Origin of the sequence: Thermoclostridium stercorarium subsp. stercorarium DSM 8532 (assembly GCF_000331995.1) — a bacterium.
GTDB lineage: Bacteria > Bacillota > Clostridia > DSM-8532 > DSM-8532 > Thermoclostridium > Thermoclostridium stercorarium.
Window position 1 is genome coordinate 2882475 of sequence record NC_020134.1, and the last position, 20554, is coordinate 2903028.

Genomic DNA, 20554 nt, shown 5'->3' on the forward strand with positions numbered 1-20554 from the left:
ACACATGCTATGCTTCATTCAATTTATTCTGAAATTCCTCAGCAGCCTTAACTGATCTGCTTAGGCTCTTCCTTGACTTCCGGTTCATTTTGCTTTGGCTCGGGTTTGTAGCCCTCGTTGAAAATCCTCTCGAATTCATCGCCTTCAAGTCTTTCCTTGTCAAGCAATGCCTGAGCGACATCATGGAGTCGCTGCATGTTCTCACTCAATATCGTCTTAACTCTGCTGTAAGCCTCGTCAATTATTTTCTTAACCTCAAGATCTATTTTAGCCGATATTTCTTCACTGAAATACTGGGAATGACCATAGCTCTTACCCAGGAATATTTCGTCGTTCTCATCGCCGAAATACAGGTTCTGAAGCTCTTCGCTCATACCATACTTCGTAATCATGTTCCGCGCAATGGTATTCGCGTGTTTCAGATCACTGTATGCGCCCGTGCTTACTTCACCCAAAACCAGTTCTTCCGCTGCACGTCCGCCAAGGGATATTATAATTTCCTCCAGCAGCTGCGACTTGGTCTTATAGGATATATCCTCCTCGGGTTTATGAGCGGTATATCCTCCCGCCAAACCGGACGGAATGATTGAAACTCTGTCAACCTTGTTTGTAGTGGATGCAACCCTTACGGCAATCGCATGACCTGCTTCATGATAAGCAGTAAGCCGCTTTTCCTTTTCGCTCATAACCCTGCTCTTCTTTTCAGGCCCGACCATAACCTTAAACGTTGCCTCTTTTATTTCTTCCATGGTTATCTGTTTCTTGCCTTTACGTGCGGCTAACAGAGCAGACTCGTTCAGCAGGTTTTCCAAATCGGCGCCTGTGAAACCGGGCGTACTTCTTGCGATTTCCTTCAAATCCACATCGGGAGCCAAGGGCTTTCCGCGGGAATGTACCTTGAGGATTTCCTCCCTGCCTTTAATATCAGGAAGACCTACGACAACCCTTCTGTCAAAGCGTCCGGGTCTGAGTAATGCAGGGTCGAGTATATCCGGCCTGTTTGTGGCCGCAAGCACAATAACTCCCTCATTGACCCCGAAACCATCCATTTCAACCAGCAGCTGGTTCAGCGTCTGTTCCCTTTCATCATGCCCGCCGCCAAGACCAGCTCCGCGATGACGGCCCACCGCGTCTATCTCGTCGATAAAAATAATACAGGGCGCATTCTTTTTTGCCGTTTCAAACAAATCACGTACCCTTGATGCGCCAACACCGACAAACATTTCAACAAAGTCCGAACCGCTTATTGAGAAGAACGGAACACCCGCTTCGCCTGACACCGCTTTTGCCAGCAGAGTTTTACCTGTTCCAGGAGGTCCTACAAGAAGAACACCTTTCGGTATCCTTGCACCCAGTTCAACAAACTTTTTGGGTTCTTTAAGGAATTCCACGATTTCCATTAAGTCTTCCTTTTCTTCATCGGCGCCTGCCACATCATCAAACTTAACCTTTATTTTGTCATCAGAAACCATTTTGGCCCTGCTTTTTCCAAAGGACATAACCCGGCTTCCGCCGCCGCCCTGTGTCTGCTGGATAAAGAAAACCCAAAACAGTATAAACAGAGCCACAATAACAACGGTGGGAAGTATCGTCAGCCACCACGGCGCCTTCGCTTCAGGAGGATAATAAACATCTTCCAACAGACCTTTTTCTATTGCTTCGTCTATTACCTGGGCTATGTGTTCTTCCGATAGAAAACTGGTGGTGTATACAACGTTATCCTTGAATTGGCCGGAAGGTTTCTTTAAAATAACCTGAGCTTCCAATCCCTGTACCTGGAGACTTTTAACGTTGCCATTGTCCAGTTCCCGCTTAAAATCGCTGTACTTCATAACCAGCGGATTGTTGAAGTCATTCCACATGGCTATAATTATCAGAATAATGACGAATAAAATAATATAAAAGCTTATTCCACGTAAATTTTTCAATGAGTTAAACCTCCCGTCGGCTATATACAAAAATATTTCTGCACTTGCTTTCACAGGCAACCAAATTAATAATCCCAGAATTATATATATCCCAAGGATTGCGCAGTATTCTGCGTAACAGATGTATTTCCGTCAAAAACCGCTTTCTGTTATATTAGCATAATTAACCATAAAACTCAATCTTAAGTTTCCCTTATGATGTAGACTTCGGGCAGGTTTCTGTATTTCTCGGCATAGTCAAGGCCATAACCCACTACGAACTCGTCAGGAATTTCAATGCCTACATAGTCCACTTTCAGATCCACTTTCCTGCGGTCAGGCTTATCCATAATGGCTGCAAGCTTTACGCTGGCACACCCCTTTGTGTTAAACAAATCCTTAAGGTATTGCAACGTCAATCCGGTATCTATCAGGTCTTCAACAATTAAAACATGTTTACCGCTCACATCCGACTCTATGTCCTTGATAATCCTTACAACTCCCGACGATTCCGTGGAATTTCCATAACTTGATACCGATATAAAGTCTATTTTTACGTCCATATCAATCTTCCGCGCAAGGTCGGCCAGAAATATAAATCCGCCCTTTAGCACACCAACCAGTACCAGTTCCTTGTCCCTGTAGTCCTCGGTTATTCTTCTTCCCAAATCGGTTACTATTTCCTCAAGCTTTTCCTTTGTAATAAGCACTTCCATTTTCATAACGGTTCCTCCGTGATGCTCAATCTAAGGCGTTTAGCCTATGATGTCAGCTTAAAATTCAAAATTATTCCCCTGTATTGTAATATTAACATACAGTATCGTTTCAGTCGAGTCTTCAATTTTATAATTATCCGACGTTCTGTACCCGACCACCCATATAATATTTTTTCCTTCCGCGAGCAAAAGGATGTTTTCTCTTGTTTTTTTCGGTATTTTAAGATCAATAAAAAAATCCTTCAGCTTTTTTTTCCCCTTGCTGTTATACGGGTGAAAAAGGTCTCCGGGCCTTCTGCCCCTTATATATATTCCCTCTTTTATTTTACCATAATCAAATATTTGAGTAAGACTGTTTTCCCTGGCTTTTTTTATTTCTCCGAATTTTCTGACATATTCCTCACGGGTATAGAGCTTGGCCTCGATTCTGACTCTGTTTGGCAGTTCCATTACCGATGGCACCGGCACTCTGAAAAAAACCGGCTCATTCTCATCATATTTTTTTGGGGCTGAAATCTCAACTCTGTCATATTCGGATATTACTTTTATCCTTTTTGGCAGTTCGGCCGTTCTGTTTCCTTCTTTTGACACCGCACTCAAAGCAGCATTCACATGCACCGATTCAAGTCCCTGCCGGCTCCCGGTAATTTTTTCCCACGCAATACGGATTACCCGTCCCGAAACAGCCGGATGAAGTTCGGTAAGTTTATCCCTCCGCAGCACAATTCTGCCATTCTCCTTAAAAAGCAATATTTCGCTGAATTTCTCTTCCGCGTATCTGTTCAGAAAATCCCTGTCATTCCTTAACAATTCGTGCATCCTGAAAAGTTTTGCAGTTATGTCTGTTCCGGTATGCCGCTTAATTTCCGGGAAAATAACATTCCTTATAATATTCCTCAAATAAGTATTTTCGTAATTTGTGCTGTCGGTTCTGTACGTAAGGCCGTTCCTTTTAACATACTCGAGTATTTCGTCTTTTCCGGACGTCAGGAGAGGCCGTATTATCCTGCCGTTTATATCGGACATTCCGCACAAACCATCCAGCCCGGTTCCCCGTAAAATATTTAAAAATACCGTTTCGGCCTGATCATCCCTGTGATGGGCAACCGCAATATATGAAGCCCCCTGCTCCTCCATGACCTCTTTCATTTTCTCATAGCGGATTATCCTGCCGGCTTCCTCCAGTGAGTAATTATTTCTGCCCGCAAAAGCTGCCACATCTTCCCTGAATACTTTCAGCGGTATTCGGTATTTGCCGCACAATTCCCTTACAAAGGCTTCATCTTCGTCGGCCTCATTCCCTCTGAGCATGTGGTTCACATGAACTGCAATTACCGAGAACCCTCTTGTATTACCAAGCCTGCACATTATATCCAAAAGGCATACCGAATCAGCTCCCCCTGAAACACCAACCACAACAAGGGTTCCTTCCTTCAGTATGCCATATTGTTCAGCCCAGGAATTGACCCGTTCCAAAAGCTTATCATCCATTTCCCTCAAAATCCTTTTTCAAGATTGCCAAATTTAGTATATTGAGGAATCCACGCCAGATCAACGGTACCTATCGAGCCGTTTCTGTGTTTTGCTATAATTACCTCGGTGATATTTTTCTTTTCACTGTCTTCATTGTAGTAATCATCACGGTATAAAAACATAACCAGGTCGGCATCCTGCTCAATTGCACCGGATTCACGCAGGTCCGACAGCATAGGCCTGTGATTCTGCCTTGCCTCGGGTGCGCGGCTGAGCTGTGAAAGAGCTATCACAGGGACTTCCAATTCCTTTGCCATAATCTTCAGCGATCTTGAAATTTCCGATATCTCCTGCTGCCGGTTATCCGTCCGCCTGCTTCCCTGCATCAGCTGCAGGTAATCTATCATTACAAGGCCGAGCCCTTTTTTCATTTTAAGCCTCCGGCATTTTGACATCATTTCCATCACATTTATGTTTGCAGTATCATCTATGTAAATCGGAGCTTTTGACAGCGGCCCCATTATTTGGGCCATTTTTACCCAGTCCTCGTCCTCAAACCTGCCGCTTCTCATTTTCTCCATTTCCACCAGGGCTTCGGAAGAGATAATACGGCTGACAATCTGCTCCTTGCTCATTTCAAGGCTGAATATGGCAACGGGTATGTTTTTGTGAATGGCTGCATAAGCGGCTATGTTCAGCGCAAAGGAAGTTTTCCCCATTGAAGGCCTTGCTGCAATCAAAATAAGATCGGATTTCTGAAAACCTGACGTCTTCCTGTCAAGATCAATAAATCCGCTGGGCACGCCGGTTAATGAACCCGCGTTATTGTATAACTCCTCCAACCTGGAGAAAGTTACGTCAAGCACGTCATTGATCGGAACCAGCCCGGTACTGGTACGGTTCTGAACTATGTCGTATATGCATTTTTCTGCATAACTCAGTATATCAAGCGCACTTTCGTTGGATTCGTAACTTCGTTTGGATATTTCATTGGACGCCTGAATTAATTTGCGCAGTAATGCCTTTTCCTCAACAATCGAAACATAATGGTTTACATTCGCAGTAGTGGGCACTGCCAAAGCCAAATTTGAAAGATATTCGTAATCCCCCACTTTCTGCAATGTGCCCCGTTTTGTCAGCTGTTCGGAAAGGGTCACCAGATCAACGGGTTGGTTCTGTTCATACAGATCCAGAATGGCTTCGTAAATTTCCCGGTGCTGTTCCAGATAAAAATCTTCACTTTTAAGCCTGCCGGCAATATCCGGCAGTAAATTTTGATCCAGAAGGATTGACCCAAGCACCGACTGTTCGGCTTCGATGCTATGCGGCGGCACCTTTCCCGTAAAACCGATGTCCATTTCAGCACCCCTGAAAGAAAAAAACTATTTTTTCCAAAACCGTCCTTACTCCTTATTCATTACCTGCACTTTAATAACCGCTGAGACACCGGTGTGCAGCTTCACTTCTATATCATACACTCCAAGGGATTTTATGGCATCGGCAAGAACAATTTTTCTTTTATCAATCTGAACATTCAAATCCTTTTCCAGTTTTTCGGAAATATCCATTGCGGTGATGGAACCGAACAGCTTACCGTTGTCCCCTGCCTTTGCAGCAAAGGTTATAACCGCGCCGTTTAATTTTTCAGCCAGTTTCCGGGCATTGGCCAATTCGTTTTCCTTCTTCGCCTTCTCCGCTTTTTCCCGCATTTTCATTTCATTAATCGCCGAAGGGGTAGCTTCCTTCGCCAAACCCTTGGGAATCAGGTAATTTCGCGCATATCCGTCACTTACTTCAACAAGGGTGTTTTTTTTGCCCAGATTTTTTACGTCCTGCATTAAAATAACTTTCATTATGTTATCCCTCCGGTTCTATTCTGAAGCAAGTCATAAACTTACCGGGATTATTTCTTATGCAATTCACCCGAACGTACTCTTGCCAGTTCAGACAAATCCCCGAAATATTTCTCTATTTCATTCTCGTTAATGAGCCCCAATCTTATTTTCTTCGCGATATGCCTGTCCATTGTGGAAAAATCAACACCCAGACGCTTTCCCAGCAAATAGCATATGACAATCATCTCTGAAAGGGTATCCGCTGCGACGTCCCGGGTGTCTTCAAGAACAGGATCTGCAAGATGTCTGTATAACGTGGCGATATCCTCCAGCAACTCGCTTTTAAGATTTTCAATAATCCTTAAATTTCTGCTCACATCAAGGCCGCTGATCATAATACCACCCTTCGTGTATTTTTAATACTGCTTTCGGCTTTATAATTTTAAAAAACGCGACTGGAATTTAAAAACAGATATCCCCACCCTCCGTCAAACCAGTCTCAGTTCATAATGGGGATACCTTCCAACCCGTTCTTAATAAGATTATAGCACCGGTGGTATATTTGTTTATATATTTCCCGTGCGGCCTTTTGTTTTCAGCGAAATGGCAATATTTGCATACAGCCTATAGAATTGCTTCTATAGGCTGTAAATTTTAATCGGTTGTAAACGGCAGAAGTGCAATATGTCTTGCCCGTTTAATAGCGGTGGTAAGCTGGCGCTGATGCTTCGCACAGTTACCGCTGATTCTTCTGGGAACAATCTTGGCCTTTTCCGTAAGGAATTTCTTAAGTCTTGCCACATCTTTATAATCTATGCGTTCAACCTTTTCCACACAGAACTGGCAAACTTTCTTCCTTGCCTTTCTTTTTACGGCCTTTACTACCTTTTTCTCAGCTGCTTCCTTATTGCCGTTTGCACTATTTTCTTTCTTCTTTGTTTCTGACATTCATAATGCCTCCTTCCGCTAACAACCATTCACACACGATCCCATACAAATAAACACACTACAACTAAGATAATATAACATATTAGCCTAACGCTGTCAAATAAATTCATTTAAAAGGTTACTTCAGAGATCAATGTCAAGATCAATCCATCAAAAAACAGTCGGTCATCATTATACTGATAATCGTTATAAGTATAATAAAGCCGTCCGTTTACCGTATCAGGTTTTTCCACAACCAACACTACTCTGCAGAAATTTTATTACAAATAAACTTTTTCATCAATAAACAATATACATGACATTCAATGTCTTTTAAGCCGTCAACCACATGTTCAATTTTGCAGTTATTCCAATTTAACTGAAATTGGCGCGTATAGCCGAGCTGTGTTAAAATAATTATTCAAATTTTTCAACGTTACTGCTAAAATACTGTTTATAAATTAATCAAAATCCGGAGGGATTTTTTTGCAGGCTGAAGCATTGTTTCAAAAACTGCTGGCCAGAGTGCGCAAGGCAGTAGAGGATTACGACATGATACAGGAAGGTGACCGAATAGCCGTAGGAGTTTCAGGCGGTAAAGACAGCCTTACGCTTTTATACTGCTTGAAGGCATTACAGCGGTTTTACCCAAAGAAATTTGAACTTTTTGCAATTACCATTTCCCTCGGTAACGAGGGATTTGACCTGCCCGCATTGATTGACATATACGAGAATATCGGTATACAGTACCATATTGAAGACACTCAGATTGCAAAAATCGTATTCGATGTGAGAAATGAAAAAAATCCGTGTTCTTTATGCTCCAATATGAAACGCGGTGCAATACACAACGCCGCAAAAAAGCTCGGCTGCAACAAGGTGGCTTTTGCCCATCATAAGGATGACGTTATAGAAACTCTCCTGCTTTCTCTGTTTTACGAGGGAAGAATTCACACCTTTTCACCCGTTACGTACCTTGACAGGACAGGTATTACATTAATCCGTCCGTTCATTTACACTGAGGAGAAAATGATACGTTCCTACGTGAACAAGAAAGGCATTATGCCAATCCCCAGCGGATGCAGGGCGGAAGGGAAAACAAAGCGCCACTATGTAAAAGAACTTATAGCCGGTTTAATGAAAGAAAACAGACACATCAAGGACAACCTTTTCGGCGCAATCCAGAGAGGCAACATCAACGGCTGGCATCCGCCGCTTTGATACGATAACCTTTAATATCCCCGGCTGAATTAACCGGGGATATTTTAGCTTTACCCCTTGTATAAAGGAAATTTTCTTTAAATCCGAAAAAACGGCCATTTCCCTGAAGCGAGATATGACCGTTCTTGTTTTCTATCCTTTTACGGCACCTATCATCATGCCTTTTGTGAAGTACTTCTGCAGGAAAGGATAGAGGCACAGAATAGGTACGGTGGATACGACAATCGTCGCATGCTTTATTGTCTCCGATATTAATTCCTGATCCTCTCCGATACCCATTTCACTCATGTCATTTACTATAAGAATTTGCCTCAGGACCAACTGAAGAGGTTCCTTTGATTTGTCCTCGAGATATATCATCGCAGGGAACCATGAATTCCAGTGAGCAACTCCATAATACAGAACCAGCACTGCAACCGTCGCCCTGGTCAGAGGAAGGATAATTTTCACAAGAATTGTAATATGGCTTGCTCCGTCCAGCCTTGCTGACTCTTCCAGACTGTCGTCGACAGACGCCATTGCCGTCCGCATAACAATAAGGTTAAAAGTATTTATCGCGCTCGGCAGAATAAGAGCCGCCCGGGTATTATACAGTCCCAGCGACTGAATGTTCAGAAAAGCGGGGATCATACCGCCTGAAAAATACATTGTAAACATTATGAATATGGTTATGGCTTTTTGGCCAGGTATATTCTTACGGGAAAGAAAATAGGCTCCGATAACCGTCATCACAATATTCAGCGCCGTTCCCACCACAACATAGTACAGGGTGTTTAAATAACCTCTCCATATTGATGAATTTTCAAACACCTTCTTGTATGATGCAAGGCTGAAACCCACAGGTTTGAGAAGAACGCCCGAATGGGACATAAACAACGAGGGTTTGCTGAAGGATGCACAGATTACATGCCAAAAAGGATAGAAACATGCAATTACCAGTAAGATTAGCAGCGTTACATTCACCACGTTAAAAATTCTGTCTGAAAGGCTTTCCTTAATTTTGTTTTTGTTTGCTGTCCTTACCATATGACCGCTCTCCTTGTCCTTACCACAAACTTGTTTCGCTTACCGCTCTGCTTATCTTGTTAGCCAAAATTACAAGTGCAAAGTTTATTACCGAGTTAAACAACCCAACGGCAGCCGAGAACGAATACTGGCGGTTTACAATACCCATTCTGTATACATAAGTTGATATTACATCCGCAGTTTCATAAATTCCTTCATTATACAGGAGAATAATCTTTTCATATCCAACGCTCATTATCTGACCCATTCTCATAATAAACATGATAATAATGGTAGGCAGCAGGCACGGCAGAGTGATATGTATTATCTTTTTCCATCGGGTACTGCAGCCGTCAACCTCTGCAGCTTCATACAACTGGGGATCTATCGCCGTCAGAGCCGCCAGATACACAATCGAGCCCCATCCGACTCCCTGCCATATGTTGGATATTACGTATATGGGAACAAAAGCACTGGCTTTGCTCAGCAAATCCTTGCCGTCGTAACCAAACAGCGCAACCAGCAATTGTGTGATAACCCCGTTGGACTTAACAAAATCCCGAATCATCGCACAAATTACGACCAGGGAAATAAAGTGAGGCATATACGTAATTGTTTGCACAAATCTTGCAAAATATTTGCTTCGCAACTCGTTTATCATCAGGGCCAGTATTATCGGTGCAGGAAAACCAAATATAAGGGTTGAAAGGCTTATTCTCAATGTATTGCGGATTAAGCGGCCGAAGTATATGCTTTTGAAAAAAGTCATAAAATTTTCCAGGCCAACCCATTCGCTGCCGGAAATACCCTTTCTCGGTCTGAAATCCTGAAACGCAATTACTACCCCGTACATCGGCTTGTAATGAAACAGTATGTAGTAAATAATTACCGGAAGTATTAATAAATAAATTTCTTTGTTCCTTTTTATTCTCTGCCACACAATGCTTTTTTGTTTTTTGGGTTTTGACATAGCTCCGGAAGCAGAATTTTGGAGTTGAATTGCTTTGTTCATGTACAGACTTATCCTCCTTCATATAAAACTGCACCCGCTGCTTTAACCGTGTAAGAATGCAGACAGTCAAAAATATAAAAGTATCAGGATAAGTCTGCTGTATACAGCAGACTTATCCCACTATATCAAACCATTCATTAACGCGCGTTGTAACGATCCAGCGCTGCCTGGTAAATGGCTATCATCTCATCTACTCCCATGTCTTTCAATGTCTTTACATAATTATCCCATTCAGCTTCAATATTGCCTTCCATCGTGAAGAAACGTGCCCTCTGTTCTTTTACATATGTATCTACCTGGCTGTTCAGAGCGGCAAACCTCTTGCTTTCTTCCTGAGTCAGGGTTACAGGAGGAATAAGCGTCTTCTGGCTGTCATTGGTATCATTCCAGATATGCAGGGCTTCTTTCTGCTGTTCGGTTTCATAATACTGGAAAATATATCTGGGATCCTGTACAAACGCACCGGACATATTGGCACGGCCCCAATGAGCCATTGCAACTGCAACTGTTAAGCCTTCGGGATTTTTCATAATCAAATCGGTATAGACAGGCTCTCCGTTGACCATATTATAGGATTTGCCTTCTTCACCGAAGTTAATTGCATAATGGCCTTTTTCACTGTAAGCAAAGTTAAGGAATTTGGCAGCTATTTCAGGATACTTGCAGTCAGATGTAATTACAGCTGAAGCCTTTGAGGTGGTTGCGTAATCATATGAAGCACCGCCGTACAATACGGGATCGCCCTCTTTAAGTACAGGGAAATTGGCAGCTCTCAAATCAAAATCCGCACCGTATTTGTCAGGCTCTGCTTTTGCAATTGTCAGGAATGAACCCATGTATCCGCCACCGGCACCATATGTAACTGCACCGACACCGGTCATAATATATGTTTCCAGTGTAGTCCTGTCGCATGTCAAAACATCAGGATCCAGAAGCCCGGCCTTTACCCATTCGTTCATCTGGAGCATCCACTGCTTATAGCCTTCTTCGATAAAGCCATACTTAACTTTTCCTGTTTCATGATCAACATACATACCAGGACGAATTAAATATGCATTCATGGTTCCGTTTTGCAGGTTGTCCATGCTTTGCATTACCATGGGTTTCTGAACGCCGATTTCCTTTAACTTCGTGAGCGCCTCGGTCCAGTCGTCTATCGTTACCGGGGTCTTGGTTATACCTGCCTTCTTAAATAAATCGGCACGATAGAAAAGACCGGATGTACACTGCAAATATTTATGTCCGCGGATAAACGGGAAGCAGTAGTAATGCCCTTCATCGTTTTTAACTTCGCGATCTACTATGGGATTATCCTGCAGATACTGCCACAGGTCAGCTGCGGCACCGTACGGGGAAATGTATTCATCAAGGTTAATCAGAACGCCTTCTTCTTCAGCAGCGGCAGGACCGCCCGGATAGCTCGTTGTCCATTCCCATTCAATAATGTCGGGTAACAAATTACCAGCGATCAGAACTGAGAATTCCTCATTTTCACTTCCCTGAGTCGGGTGAATGAATTCAACCTTAATTCCCGTCATTTCCTGCCATATTCTTGCCCATTCGGTTTCATTTACCGTTGCTGACTTTTTGGATACGTTACTCGGAAGCGGCATCCAATAACGAAGTGTTATACCCTCGGCTCCCTCAACAGGATATTTTACATAGTTACTTCTGGGCAATGTTAATTCACCGGGGTCTTTGTTGAGAGGTTCAAGGAGAGTCCATGGAGTTTCGGCCTTATTATCGGCTGCTTTTTGAGTGTCCGTCGTTGTTGTCGTGGAGGTGCTGTTGTTTCCTCCTGTTGTGTCAGCCGGTGCATTGGACTTGCATCCGCTGAGCAGAAATACAAATGCTGTCGTTAAGACAAGTAGCAATGATACAAGTTTTCTTTTTTTCATCAGGTAAATCCCTCCTATTTGATTTTGAATATTATGCCAATCAGTCCTGCAGGACTGAAAAACACACGACAGAATCCAACGTGAGGGAATATGGATGCTTCTAAAGTTTAAAAGAAAATTATTTATTTTGAACATTATGATTAAAATTTTTTCTAATATAATTGTATGATTTGTACCAAAACTTTTGAAGGGACAGTTTTTGAAAGAAACAAGACAAAAATACATTTTACACGGCGTTCTATTTTTTTCCTTTTTATGTAAGTTGCATATTTTTTGTCTCTGAATTTAAATTTTGTCCCACGCGTATAAAACGGCATTCATCGCCTATACAACAAATTTTTGTTTTTCTCTCCACTGTCCGGGGGTACAACCTTCTATCTGCTTAAACATTCTTGTAAATGTCTTTGTGCTGCCAAAACCCACGCTGTTTGCGATATAGGACAAATTTTCGTTACTGGAAAGCAATAATTTTTTGGCTTCTTCCACCCTTACTTCCGAAATGAAGGTTGTAATTTTCGAACCTGTTATTTCCCGGAACTTTTTGGACAATGTAACGGGTGAAATTGAAAAATGATCGGCTATTGATGAAACGCCCAGATTCGGGTCACCGTAATTGTCCCTGATATATGCCTGAATTTTATAATACAGCTTTTCGTCATTGCCGGTCGTAACCCTGAAAAAGTCGCAGCAGTAGGACAATATTTCTTCAAACGTTTTTTCCATGCTCTGAAGGTCGGTACATTCAGCCAATCTTTTTGCCGGCTTAAGCTTTTTAATAAACTGCTGACTTTCCTCATTGGCGTCAAAAGTTTTCATAACCGTCCCGAGCAAATCAAACATCAGACAGCGTATGATATCCCATGAAATATACTTTCTGTTGTTTATGTTGCTGTTTATTACTTCCGACACTATGGCTTTTGCGCTTACAAAATTCCCCAGCTGAATGGCCTTTATCAGTCGCTGTTCCATCTCATAGGGATAATTGTAGCTTGAAATGAAAAGATCTGAAATATCGGTGTAGCAGACAAAACCGCCGAGATCGTACAATTTCAACGCTTCAAAGGCCTGCAGTGCTTCCTGGTAGGCAACCGACAGTTTTTCAAGGCTGGAATGTACCGCGCTTACCGATACCAGGATTTCAACACCGTAGCTTTCCTCAACCGATTTCGTTCCTTTATGAATAACACTGTTAATATAATCCGGGCGGTTCTCTCCCGGAGGAACACAAACGACAAACACCAGCAGATCGTCAATGATTGTGTGGTTTACCGTCCATCCTTTATCTGAAAAAAGTTTGTCATACTTTTCAACTAAAACCGACTGCGCATGATCAAGGTCGGTTATTTCCAATGCACCTGAATCATCTTCATAATTATTTCCCGATTCGGCGGTGAAGTCCTGAACATAAAGCAGAACAACAACAAAATCATTATATTTGAATTGCAACTCATATAATTCAATCAGCTGTTTTTCAGGAAGAAGTTTCGCCTTGCCGTTCAGGAGCCTGGAAAGGTAAACCTTGCGCAAGAGCTTGTTTTGCCTGCTAAACGCCATTTTAACATTGTTATAGCTGCTGCTTACCTGCGCCATGCCTTTTTTCACGAGAGTGAACTCGTTTTCATTTTCAATCAAAGACTGTTCGCGGTGTTCCCCGCCCTGAAATACATCCGTTGAAAACAGCGTTTTCAGCAGATCCCTTACAGGCCTGTAATTATTATTTACAAACACAACTATTAATACAATGCTGAATACAATTGAAATAACGAATATAAAGCAGAAAATAAGCTGAAAATTATGCATTGTCTTTAAATAAACGCTTTCAGGAGTTAAAATGCAAAGATAATACGGGGAATTATTCTGAAAATAATAGAGATTTATTACCTCGTTATTCCCAAGTACAACTTCTTTCTTGCCCGCCTGCACCGCTTCAATGATTTTTTTCTCATCTTCATCGCTGTTTATAATCGACGCATAATCAAATTTAACCGTTGTTTTGCCCACCCGGTCAAATATCAGCATTGATGTGTCCTTGTAATAGTTATATTCGCCGAGCAGACTCTCCAGGTCTTCCTTTGTGAAAATTACAAAAAGGTTAACTTTCTGTCTTCCGGTCTGGGCCTGCTGAATGGTTCTCGCAAATATCGTGCCTTCGGTGTCTCCTATTTTCACATTTGTGGCATGAAAATTATTATACGTTCCGTTAATTATGCTGTTCCACTCACTGAAACTCAGTCCCAGCGACTCTCCGTAGATTTCCCAGTACCGTGCCGAATAATTGACCGAACTGTCGGACACTATTTTGTCATCACTTTTAAAATATAACATTATATGGGAATAACTGTTGTTAAGTTTCAGATATGTATTAAGGTCCTTGTAAAGCACATAATGTTTATAAGCCACCGACGTATTGCGGTCCAATCCTGACTTGCTCAGGGAATTGAAACTGGTATTGATTAGTATTTCCTCCCTGAGTTTTTCCATCATGATAATACAGTCCCGTAATTCTTTCGTGGCCTGTTCCAGCAAAACTTCATTTATTTTTTCCTGTCTTTCCTTTATAAAATTCCGGCTCCGGTCATATATTACAAGACTGCTTACCGCCGATATGAGAATAATACAGGTATATGAAATAACCCATTTCCATATGACGCTTTTCTTAAACAGTCTTGCCATTGTACTTCTCCCCGCCCATGCAAAGTAACTGATATAATCGGCAAAAAAATCTTAGAATAAAATTCAAAGGAAATGATAAATAAATCCAAAATTTCGTTTGTGTAATTTCACCAATATTATATCATATTTTTTCACTGTTTGTTATAATACTTTACCATACAAATACCCAAATACTGAAGGTTTACTTTTTCATCTCCGTGATGTCAGACAACACAGGCCATTTTACGGTAACAATCGAATGTTTGTTTTGAGTGTTAAGAGGCAGTTTATTGCTTGTCTTCATGACAAAGTCCGGTATATATTAACTACATCTCATTGCATGAAAGCAGATTCAGTCAGATGCACCGAATAAGCTAAAAGCCCTTGCATTGCAAGGGCTTTTGCAACTTGGCGGAGAAGGAGGGATTCGAACCCTCGCGCCGTTTATTCAACGACCTACACCCTTAGCAGGGGCGCCTCTTCGGCCAACTTGAGTACTTCTCCGTATAATAAAAACTGGCGGAGAGACTGGGATTCGAACCCAGGGTGGGCGCAAGCCCACGCCGGTTTTCAAGACCGGTGCCTTAAACCAGCTCGACCATCTCTCCACGTATCGCTATGTAAGTATAACATGTCAAACGAACTATTGTCAAGACCCTGTGTATTCGGTAAATTGCGGTATCACCACTTCCCATTTTAAGGGGTTAAAGGGCTTTGCGGCAAATTCCATTTAATGCGGGAGGTATTTAAAACAGCAACATGAATAAAACAAAAAAGAGCAATTTCTGCTCTTATATTGAGTACGCCGGGGAGTTACCGATCCCTGTCGTGGCGTTATTCCTTCAGCTATGCCTGACGGTTCGGGGCGGAATTCCTGTTAGCCATTTCTATGGCTTTCTTGACCATATTACCGCAGTCTCTTGATGTCACGGCTCCCCAACCGTCATTTTTGACTATATCATACACACCAAGTTCTTTCGCTATCTCTTCCTTAAGTTGCTCTGACATAACGCCGTTTCGTCTGGCCATGGGTATCCCTCCTCAATTCAGCAAAAGCCCGTTCAAGCCTTGCTGCGGAACCCCCGGCGTACATTATTATTTTATCCCGTCTTAATAAATATATAATCTGTATTATTTGGAGGGATTGGTTCCTAATGGTTTGGACGGTTTACTGATTTCGGCCAGTGCCTCGGAAGCTTCCACAGTTAATTCGGGTTTGCCGGTGGTCGCAATATCCCCAAGGGATAACATGCCAATCAGCTGTTGGTTTTCCACAACCGGTACCCTTCTTACCTGTTTTGAGGCCATAATTTTCGTAACCGACTGCACATCATCGTCGGGAGAAACCGTTGCCACCTGCGATGTCATTATTTCGCGCACAGGGGTTGAAAACGGATCCTTTCCTGACGCAATATTTCTTACGACAAGATCTCGGTCGGTTACAATGCCCTTAAGACCGCTCTGGTCAACCACGGGTATTGCACCGACATTGTGTTTCTGCATTAACTCCGCCACTTCTTTTATTGTAGTATCCGGACTGACCGTAACCACCGATTTTGTCATAACGTCGCGTACTTTCATTTCTCCTCAGCTCCTTATTTGTTTTTCCTATTTTTAACCTTCCACGTTTCACAGCCCGTTATTCCATTTGTGCTTAAATTTATTTTCTGCTGAAAGCATGCAGCCAGTCCTGTGGATATTTTGCAAAAAACAATCGGGACAATTCACAGTTTTACGACAGATATTCACATATATCCACAATGAATCAACACAACCTTTTGATAATTCTGTGGATAAATTAATGTTTTTATAATGTTCATCATATTTTTTAACAGGTTTTAAGCCTTATACACGCAAAAATTACACAGCATATCCACAGGGTTGTGGATAACTTTTTGCATGAAACAAACCCTTGAAACGCTTTTGTTTCAAGGGTTTCAGCGCATTAACCTTTTTCATGTTGTAAATTTATCCACTTTTCTGTGGATATTTTTACGTTTTGTCCACAGGATGTCAGTATGACCTCACTTCATGTCCTGTATTGACAAATCCCAACATTTTCCGCGAGTCACTCAAATTTCATGCTGATATCCATTGCCTTCACCGAATGGGTTATTGCACCCACTGAAATTATATCAACACCGGTGGCAGCCACGCTTTCTATATTGTCGAGCGTAACATTTCCCGATGCCTCTGTCACTGCTTTTCCGGCTATCAGTTCCACAGCCTGCTTCATAATCTCCGGAGGCATATTGTCAAGCATGATAATATCGGCACCGATGTCCAAGGCTTCTTTTACCTGCTCCAGAGTCTCGGTTTCAACTTCTATTTTGACGGTGTGTGGAATTTGCTTTCTCACCGCCTCAACAGCCTGTCTGATCCCTCCTGCCGCCTTAATGTGGTTATCTTTTATCAACACGCCGTCGGAAAGCGAAAAACGGTGATTGGTTCCTCCTCCGACCCTAACGGCATATTTTTCAAGCAGCCTGAGCCCCGGTGTGGTCTTCCGTGTATCCACAACCTTCGCCTTATAACCCCTGAGTTTTTCCACATACTTGCGTGTTTCGGTAGCAATGCCGCTAAGCCTCTGCAAAATGTTCAAAGCCGTCCTCTCGGCTTTTAAAAGTGCCCTGCTGTTTCCTTCCACCACCAAAATCCTGTCCCCTTTCCTGACAAAATCGCCGTCTTTGACAAGGGGCTCCAAATTCACATCGGGATCAAGCATTCTGAAAGCTTCGATACATATTTCAAGACCGGCTATTACGCCGTCCTGCTTGGCAATAAGGAAGGCTTTCGAAATACTGTCACAGGGAACGGTATTGTCGGTTGTTATGTCCCCCATCGGCATATCTTCGCGAAAAGCTCTTTCAAGTATGTCCCTTATTACCCATTTCTCCATATCCCGCTCTCCTTCCGCATATTACGTTTAATGCCGGTTGCAAATACGGCACCCGATTCTGCAAATTCACGCTGTCTACAGTACCGTATTTTTTCTGAAATTTACATCATCGGTCTGAGGATAGTCAGACCTGTAATGGGCGCCGCGACTTTCCCTGCGCATCAAAGCCGCTCTTATCACCAGTTCCGACAATGTGAGCATGTTAACTAATTCCCAGTGTTCAACCGTTGTATAAGCTTTCCCTTCGATTTCAGCCTTCATTTCCAGAACCTGGTTCAAAGCTTCCTGCAAATTTTCACCGTTTCGGATTATCCCAACCTTTTCGGTCATAAGGGTGCGAAGCCTTGACTTCAACGCACCGGCGTTTTTAACAGGCTCGTTTGATTTTCTTATATGGCATAAATTGTCCGGAATCCTCGCTTCCTTCAATGTCCGGTTCAATATCTGGCCTGTCAGTTCAGTGGCGATCCTTCTTCCGAAAACAAGACCTTCCAGGAGTGAATTGCTTGCCAGGCGGTTGGCACCGTGAATTCCGTTGCATGCCGCTTCACCGCAGGCATAAAAACCTTCTATGCCGGTTCTTCCCCATTCATCGGTTTTTATGCCGCCCATGGAGTAATGGGCCGCCGGCGCAACGGGTATCCTGTCCTTTGTTATATCAATACCGTACCGCAGGCAGGTTTTATAAATAGTAGGGAAACGATTTTTCACATATTCCGGATCCTTATGGGAAATATCCAGATACACATAAGTCGAACCCGTTTTCTGCAGCTCCTGAAAAATTGCCCTGGATACAACGTCCCTCGGAGCCAGCTCGGCCATCGGGTGATAAGCAGGCATGAAACGCTCGCCCCGAATATTTAAAAGTATCGCCCCTTCTCCTCTTACCGCTTCGGTAATAAGAAAGGACCTGTCTTCGGGATGATAAAGCACGGTAGGATGGAACTGGACAAATTCGGGATTCATAACCCTGCAGCCTGCGCGATATGCCAAAGCCACTCCGTCGCCGGTCGTTACCTGCGGGTTTGTTGTGTAATTATAAAGCTGACCGTAACCGCCTGCTGCGCATACAACCGCACCGGCCAGAAACAATTTGAAACTTTTGCTGTCCTCTTCATAGGCGATAAGCCCGATACACTTCTTTGCCTCCGTAACAATGTCTATTGCGAAGGTTCTTTCGAATATTCTTACATTATCATGTTTCAGCAGGATTTTAATCAAAGTATCACATACTTCCTTGCCGGTGGAATCTCCGGTATGGACAATCCGGTTTTTGCTGTGTGCTCCTTCCCTGGATAATAACAGCTGCTGATCTTCTCCCCTGTCAAAGTTAACGCCGTAACGGCACAGTATTTCTATATTTTCGGCAGCTTCATTTACAAGAATCCGAACCGTTTCTTCGTCGCACAGTCCTGCCCCCGCATAGACCGTATCCCTAAAATGGCATTCAGGGGAATCATCCCTGCCCAGTGGAACTGCAATGCCACCCTGTGCAAGTACCGAATTGCTTATCTCAACCGTTTCTTTTGTTACAACTGCCACCTTAATACTGCTATCCATCTGAAGCGCGGTATAAACCCCCGCAATACCGCTTCCGATTACGACTACATCATACTGCTCTTTCGGTATGTCATTAATATCAAAGTTTACCAAATACCTGTCCACAAAGGTCATTCCTCTTCCGGTTTTTTAAAAAACAACCCCACGTGCTGTTAGGTTATCAGTTCTTTATTGTAATACTGCGCATCTTTTTTGTAAAGCTCAGTTGAAAAGGATAACGCAGTTTCTGAAAAAAGTCGGCAAGTATCTTAAACTTCAGCGCAGAAATCAGATGATTCAGATGTTTCGGGCTATGCCGAACAAAACTCTGCAGCCTTCCCCATACGTAAAATCATGGGTATTTCGCCAGTAAGCGCCATATGGTCAAGAATATTCCTTTGATAAAGCCGTTTTAACATTCACTCCCGAAAGGTTCCCCAGTTTCCCCGTAAGAGCTCCGATCTGATCGGTCGTTCCCTCCACTATTAGAGCTAAAACCCTTACATTTTTTTCCTTGTACGGAACTCCCAGCCGGCCCAGTATCAAATCGGCGTGGTCATGCAATATTGCATTCAGTTTTAAAGTGGAGTTCATGTTTTCCACAACAATACCGACAACTCCTATTCTCTTTTTCATACAGAACCTCCAGCATGCTGTTACATTAAATGATACGGTATGTATCGGATTTATAAAAGCGTGATTTCAGGCTACAGACAGGCTTGTCACTTAATCTTTTTAATTTACATAAAATATAGCAAAAGAATAAAGATAGGAGTGATGATAATGCCAAACGGATACATTTATCCATACGTGCCATACTACCGTTTCCGCCCCAGACGTTTTAGATTCAGACCCCGCTTTAGAGTAATACCTTTTCCGTTTTTCTTTTTCTTCCGTGGATTCCGTTAAAGAAATCGGCGCCAAGAACGCATAAAATCAGGGAGCTCAACGCTCCCTTTTTTGTTCATGTTTCATTCCCGTTGTTCGGTCGGTTCACTGCCTTCCCCGGTACTATCCCCATTTTCCGCGATATCTTCGCCGGCGCTTTTCTGTTCATTGAGCTTAGCCAGTTCTTCCCTTATAATCTGCCTGATTTCATCCCGCGTTACAGGACCGGTTTCTTCCTTGGCTTCCCTGTTAACCTGCATTTTAGAGATTTCTTCCTGAATGTATTTTCTGATTGCCTCTTTTTGCTTCTCTCCCTTTTCAATCAGCTCATTGACAAGTTTTTTCGCGTCTTCCGATGCCACTTCTCCCTTTTTAACCAGTTCGTTGACCATTGCCTCTATCTTTTCCGCCGAGTAGGTTACCAGCCCCAGTCCGAAATGAAGCGTTTTTTCCAGATATTCCTTTAACATAACCATCACCCTTTCCTGTTTAATTTAACGGTTAAGACCCGCCGGTGTTAAAGACAAATTTCCCAACACTTGCATTTAATAATACGTTTACAGCCACCGAAAGTATGATTGA

At 42.8% G+C, this 20554-nt stretch carries 18 protein-coding genes and 2 tRNA genes; 1 reads left to right on the forward strand and 19 read right to left on the reverse strand.

The genetic code is table 11. The features are described 5' to 3' along the window. Nucleotides 1-47: 47 nt before the first annotated feature. The 7 genes from ftsH to rpsR form a co-directional block, all read right to left on the reverse strand. On the reverse strand, nt 48-1928 hold the full coding sequence (gene ftsH, locus CST_RS12650; RefSeq protein WP_015485179.1) for an ATP-dependent zinc metalloprotease FtsH: 1881 nt from the start codon (nt 1926-1928) through the stop codon (nt 48-50). A 182-nt stretch (nt 1929-2110) separates the two neighbouring features. Further along, a complete protein-coding gene (gene hpt, locus CST_RS12655; protein WP_015360323.1) occupies nt 2111-2629 on the reverse strand; it encodes a hypoxanthine phosphoribosyltransferase in 519 nt (172 codons plus the stop codon). Nucleotides 2630-2680: 51 nt separating this feature from the next. Next, nucleotides 2681-4114, reverse strand: a complete 1434-nt coding sequence (tilS, locus tag CST_RS12660) for a tRNA lysidine(34) synthetase TilS (RefSeq protein WP_015360324.1) — start codon at nt 4112-4114, stop codon at nt 2681-2683. Between the two features lie 5 nt (nt 4115-4119). Beyond that, nucleotides 4120-5454: a replicative DNA helicase gene (gene dnaB / locus CST_RS12665; RefSeq protein WP_015360325.1), complete on the reverse strand. Its 1335-nt coding sequence runs from the start codon at nt 5452-5454 to the stop codon at nt 4120-4122. Nucleotides 5455-5499: 45 nt separating this feature from the next. Next, nucleotides 5500-5949 carry a 50S ribosomal protein L9 gene (gene rplI / locus CST_RS12670; RefSeq protein ID WP_015360326.1) on the reverse strand — a complete coding sequence of 150 codons (450 nt, stop codon included), beginning with the start codon at nt 5947-5949 and terminating at the stop codon, nt 5500-5502. A 50-nt stretch (nt 5950-5999) separates the two neighbouring features. After that, nucleotides 6000-6308, reverse strand: a complete 309-nt coding sequence (locus CST_RS12675; protein ID WP_242823562.1) for a MazG-like family protein — start codon at nt 6306-6308, stop codon at nt 6000-6002. Nucleotides 6309-6585: 277 nt separating this feature from the next. After that, nucleotides 6586-6879: a 30S ribosomal protein S18 gene (gene rpsR, locus CST_RS12680; RefSeq protein WP_015360328.1), complete on the reverse strand. Its 294-nt coding sequence runs from the start codon at nt 6877-6879 to the stop codon at nt 6586-6588. 465 nt (nt 6880-7344) lie between these two features. Between rpsR and CST_RS12685 the strand changes: the two genes are divergently transcribed. Continuing rightward, nucleotides 7345-8079, forward strand: coding sequence for a tRNA 2-thiocytidine biosynthesis TtcA family protein (locus tag CST_RS12685; RefSeq protein ID WP_015360329.1), 735 nt, complete (start codon nt 7345-7347; stop codon nt 8077-8079). Nucleotides 8080-8211: 132 nt separating this feature from the next. Here the strand turns inward: CST_RS12685 and CST_RS12690 are convergent, their stop codons facing one another. The 12 genes from CST_RS12690 to CST_RS12745 form a co-directional block, all read right to left on the reverse strand. Beyond that, complete coding sequence (locus tag CST_RS12690) at nt 8212-9105, reverse strand: carbohydrate ABC transporter permease (RefSeq protein WP_015360330.1); 894 nt, start codon at nt 9103-9105, stop codon at nt 8212-8214. A 19-nt stretch (nt 9106-9124) separates the two neighbouring features. Next, a complete protein-coding gene (locus tag CST_RS12695) occupies nt 9125-10096 on the reverse strand; it encodes an ABC transporter permease (RefSeq protein WP_015360331.1) in 972 nt (323 codons plus the stop codon). Nucleotides 10097-10233: 137 nt separating this feature from the next. Further along, entirely contained in the window at nt 10234-11994 is a 1761-nt protein-coding gene (locus tag CST_RS12700; RefSeq protein ID WP_015360332.1) for an extracellular solute-binding protein, read from the reverse strand. A 324-nt stretch (nt 11995-12318) separates the two neighbouring features. Further along, a complete protein-coding gene (locus CST_RS12705) occupies nt 12319-14667 on the reverse strand; it encodes a helix-turn-helix domain-containing protein (RefSeq protein ID WP_015360334.1) in 2349 nt (782 codons plus the stop codon). Between the two features lie 388 nt (nt 14668-15055). Beyond that, nucleotides 15056-15150, reverse strand: a tRNA-Ser gene (locus CST_RS12710). 13 nt (nt 15151-15163) lie between these two features. After that, nucleotides 15164-15254: transfer RNA gene (locus CST_RS12715), tRNA-Ser, on the reverse strand. Between the two features lie 238 nt (nt 15255-15492). Then, nucleotides 15493-15675 (reverse strand): small, acid-soluble spore protein, alpha/beta type, encoded by a 183-nt coding sequence (locus tag CST_RS12720; protein ID WP_015485180.1) that lies wholly within the window; start codon nt 15673-15675, stop codon nt 15493-15495. Between the two features lie 102 nt (nt 15676-15777). After that, complete coding sequence (locus CST_RS12725) at nt 15778-16227, reverse strand: CBS domain-containing protein (protein ID WP_015360335.1); 450 nt, start codon at nt 16225-16227, stop codon at nt 15778-15780. Between the two features lie 487 nt (nt 16228-16714). Then, on the reverse strand, nt 16715-17545 hold the full coding sequence (gene nadC / locus CST_RS12730) for a carboxylating nicotinate-nucleotide diphosphorylase (protein WP_015360337.1): 831 nt from the start codon (nt 17543-17545) through the stop codon (nt 16715-16717). 75 nt (nt 17546-17620) lie between these two features. Further along, nucleotides 17621-19210, reverse strand: coding sequence for an L-aspartate oxidase (nadB, locus tag CST_RS12735; protein ID WP_015360338.1), 1590 nt, complete (start codon nt 19208-19210; stop codon nt 17621-17623). Between the two features lie 258 nt (nt 19211-19468). After that, nucleotides 19469-19720, reverse strand: coding sequence for a TM1266 family iron-only hydrogenase system putative regulator (locus CST_RS12740; RefSeq protein ID WP_015360339.1), 252 nt, complete (start codon nt 19718-19720; stop codon nt 19469-19471). A gap of 335 nt (nt 19721-20055) precedes the next feature. Continuing rightward, nucleotides 20056-20442: a phasin family protein gene (locus CST_RS12745; protein WP_015360340.1), complete on the reverse strand. Its 387-nt coding sequence runs from the start codon at nt 20440-20442 to the stop codon at nt 20056-20058. Nucleotides 20443-20554: the final 112 nt, after the last annotated feature.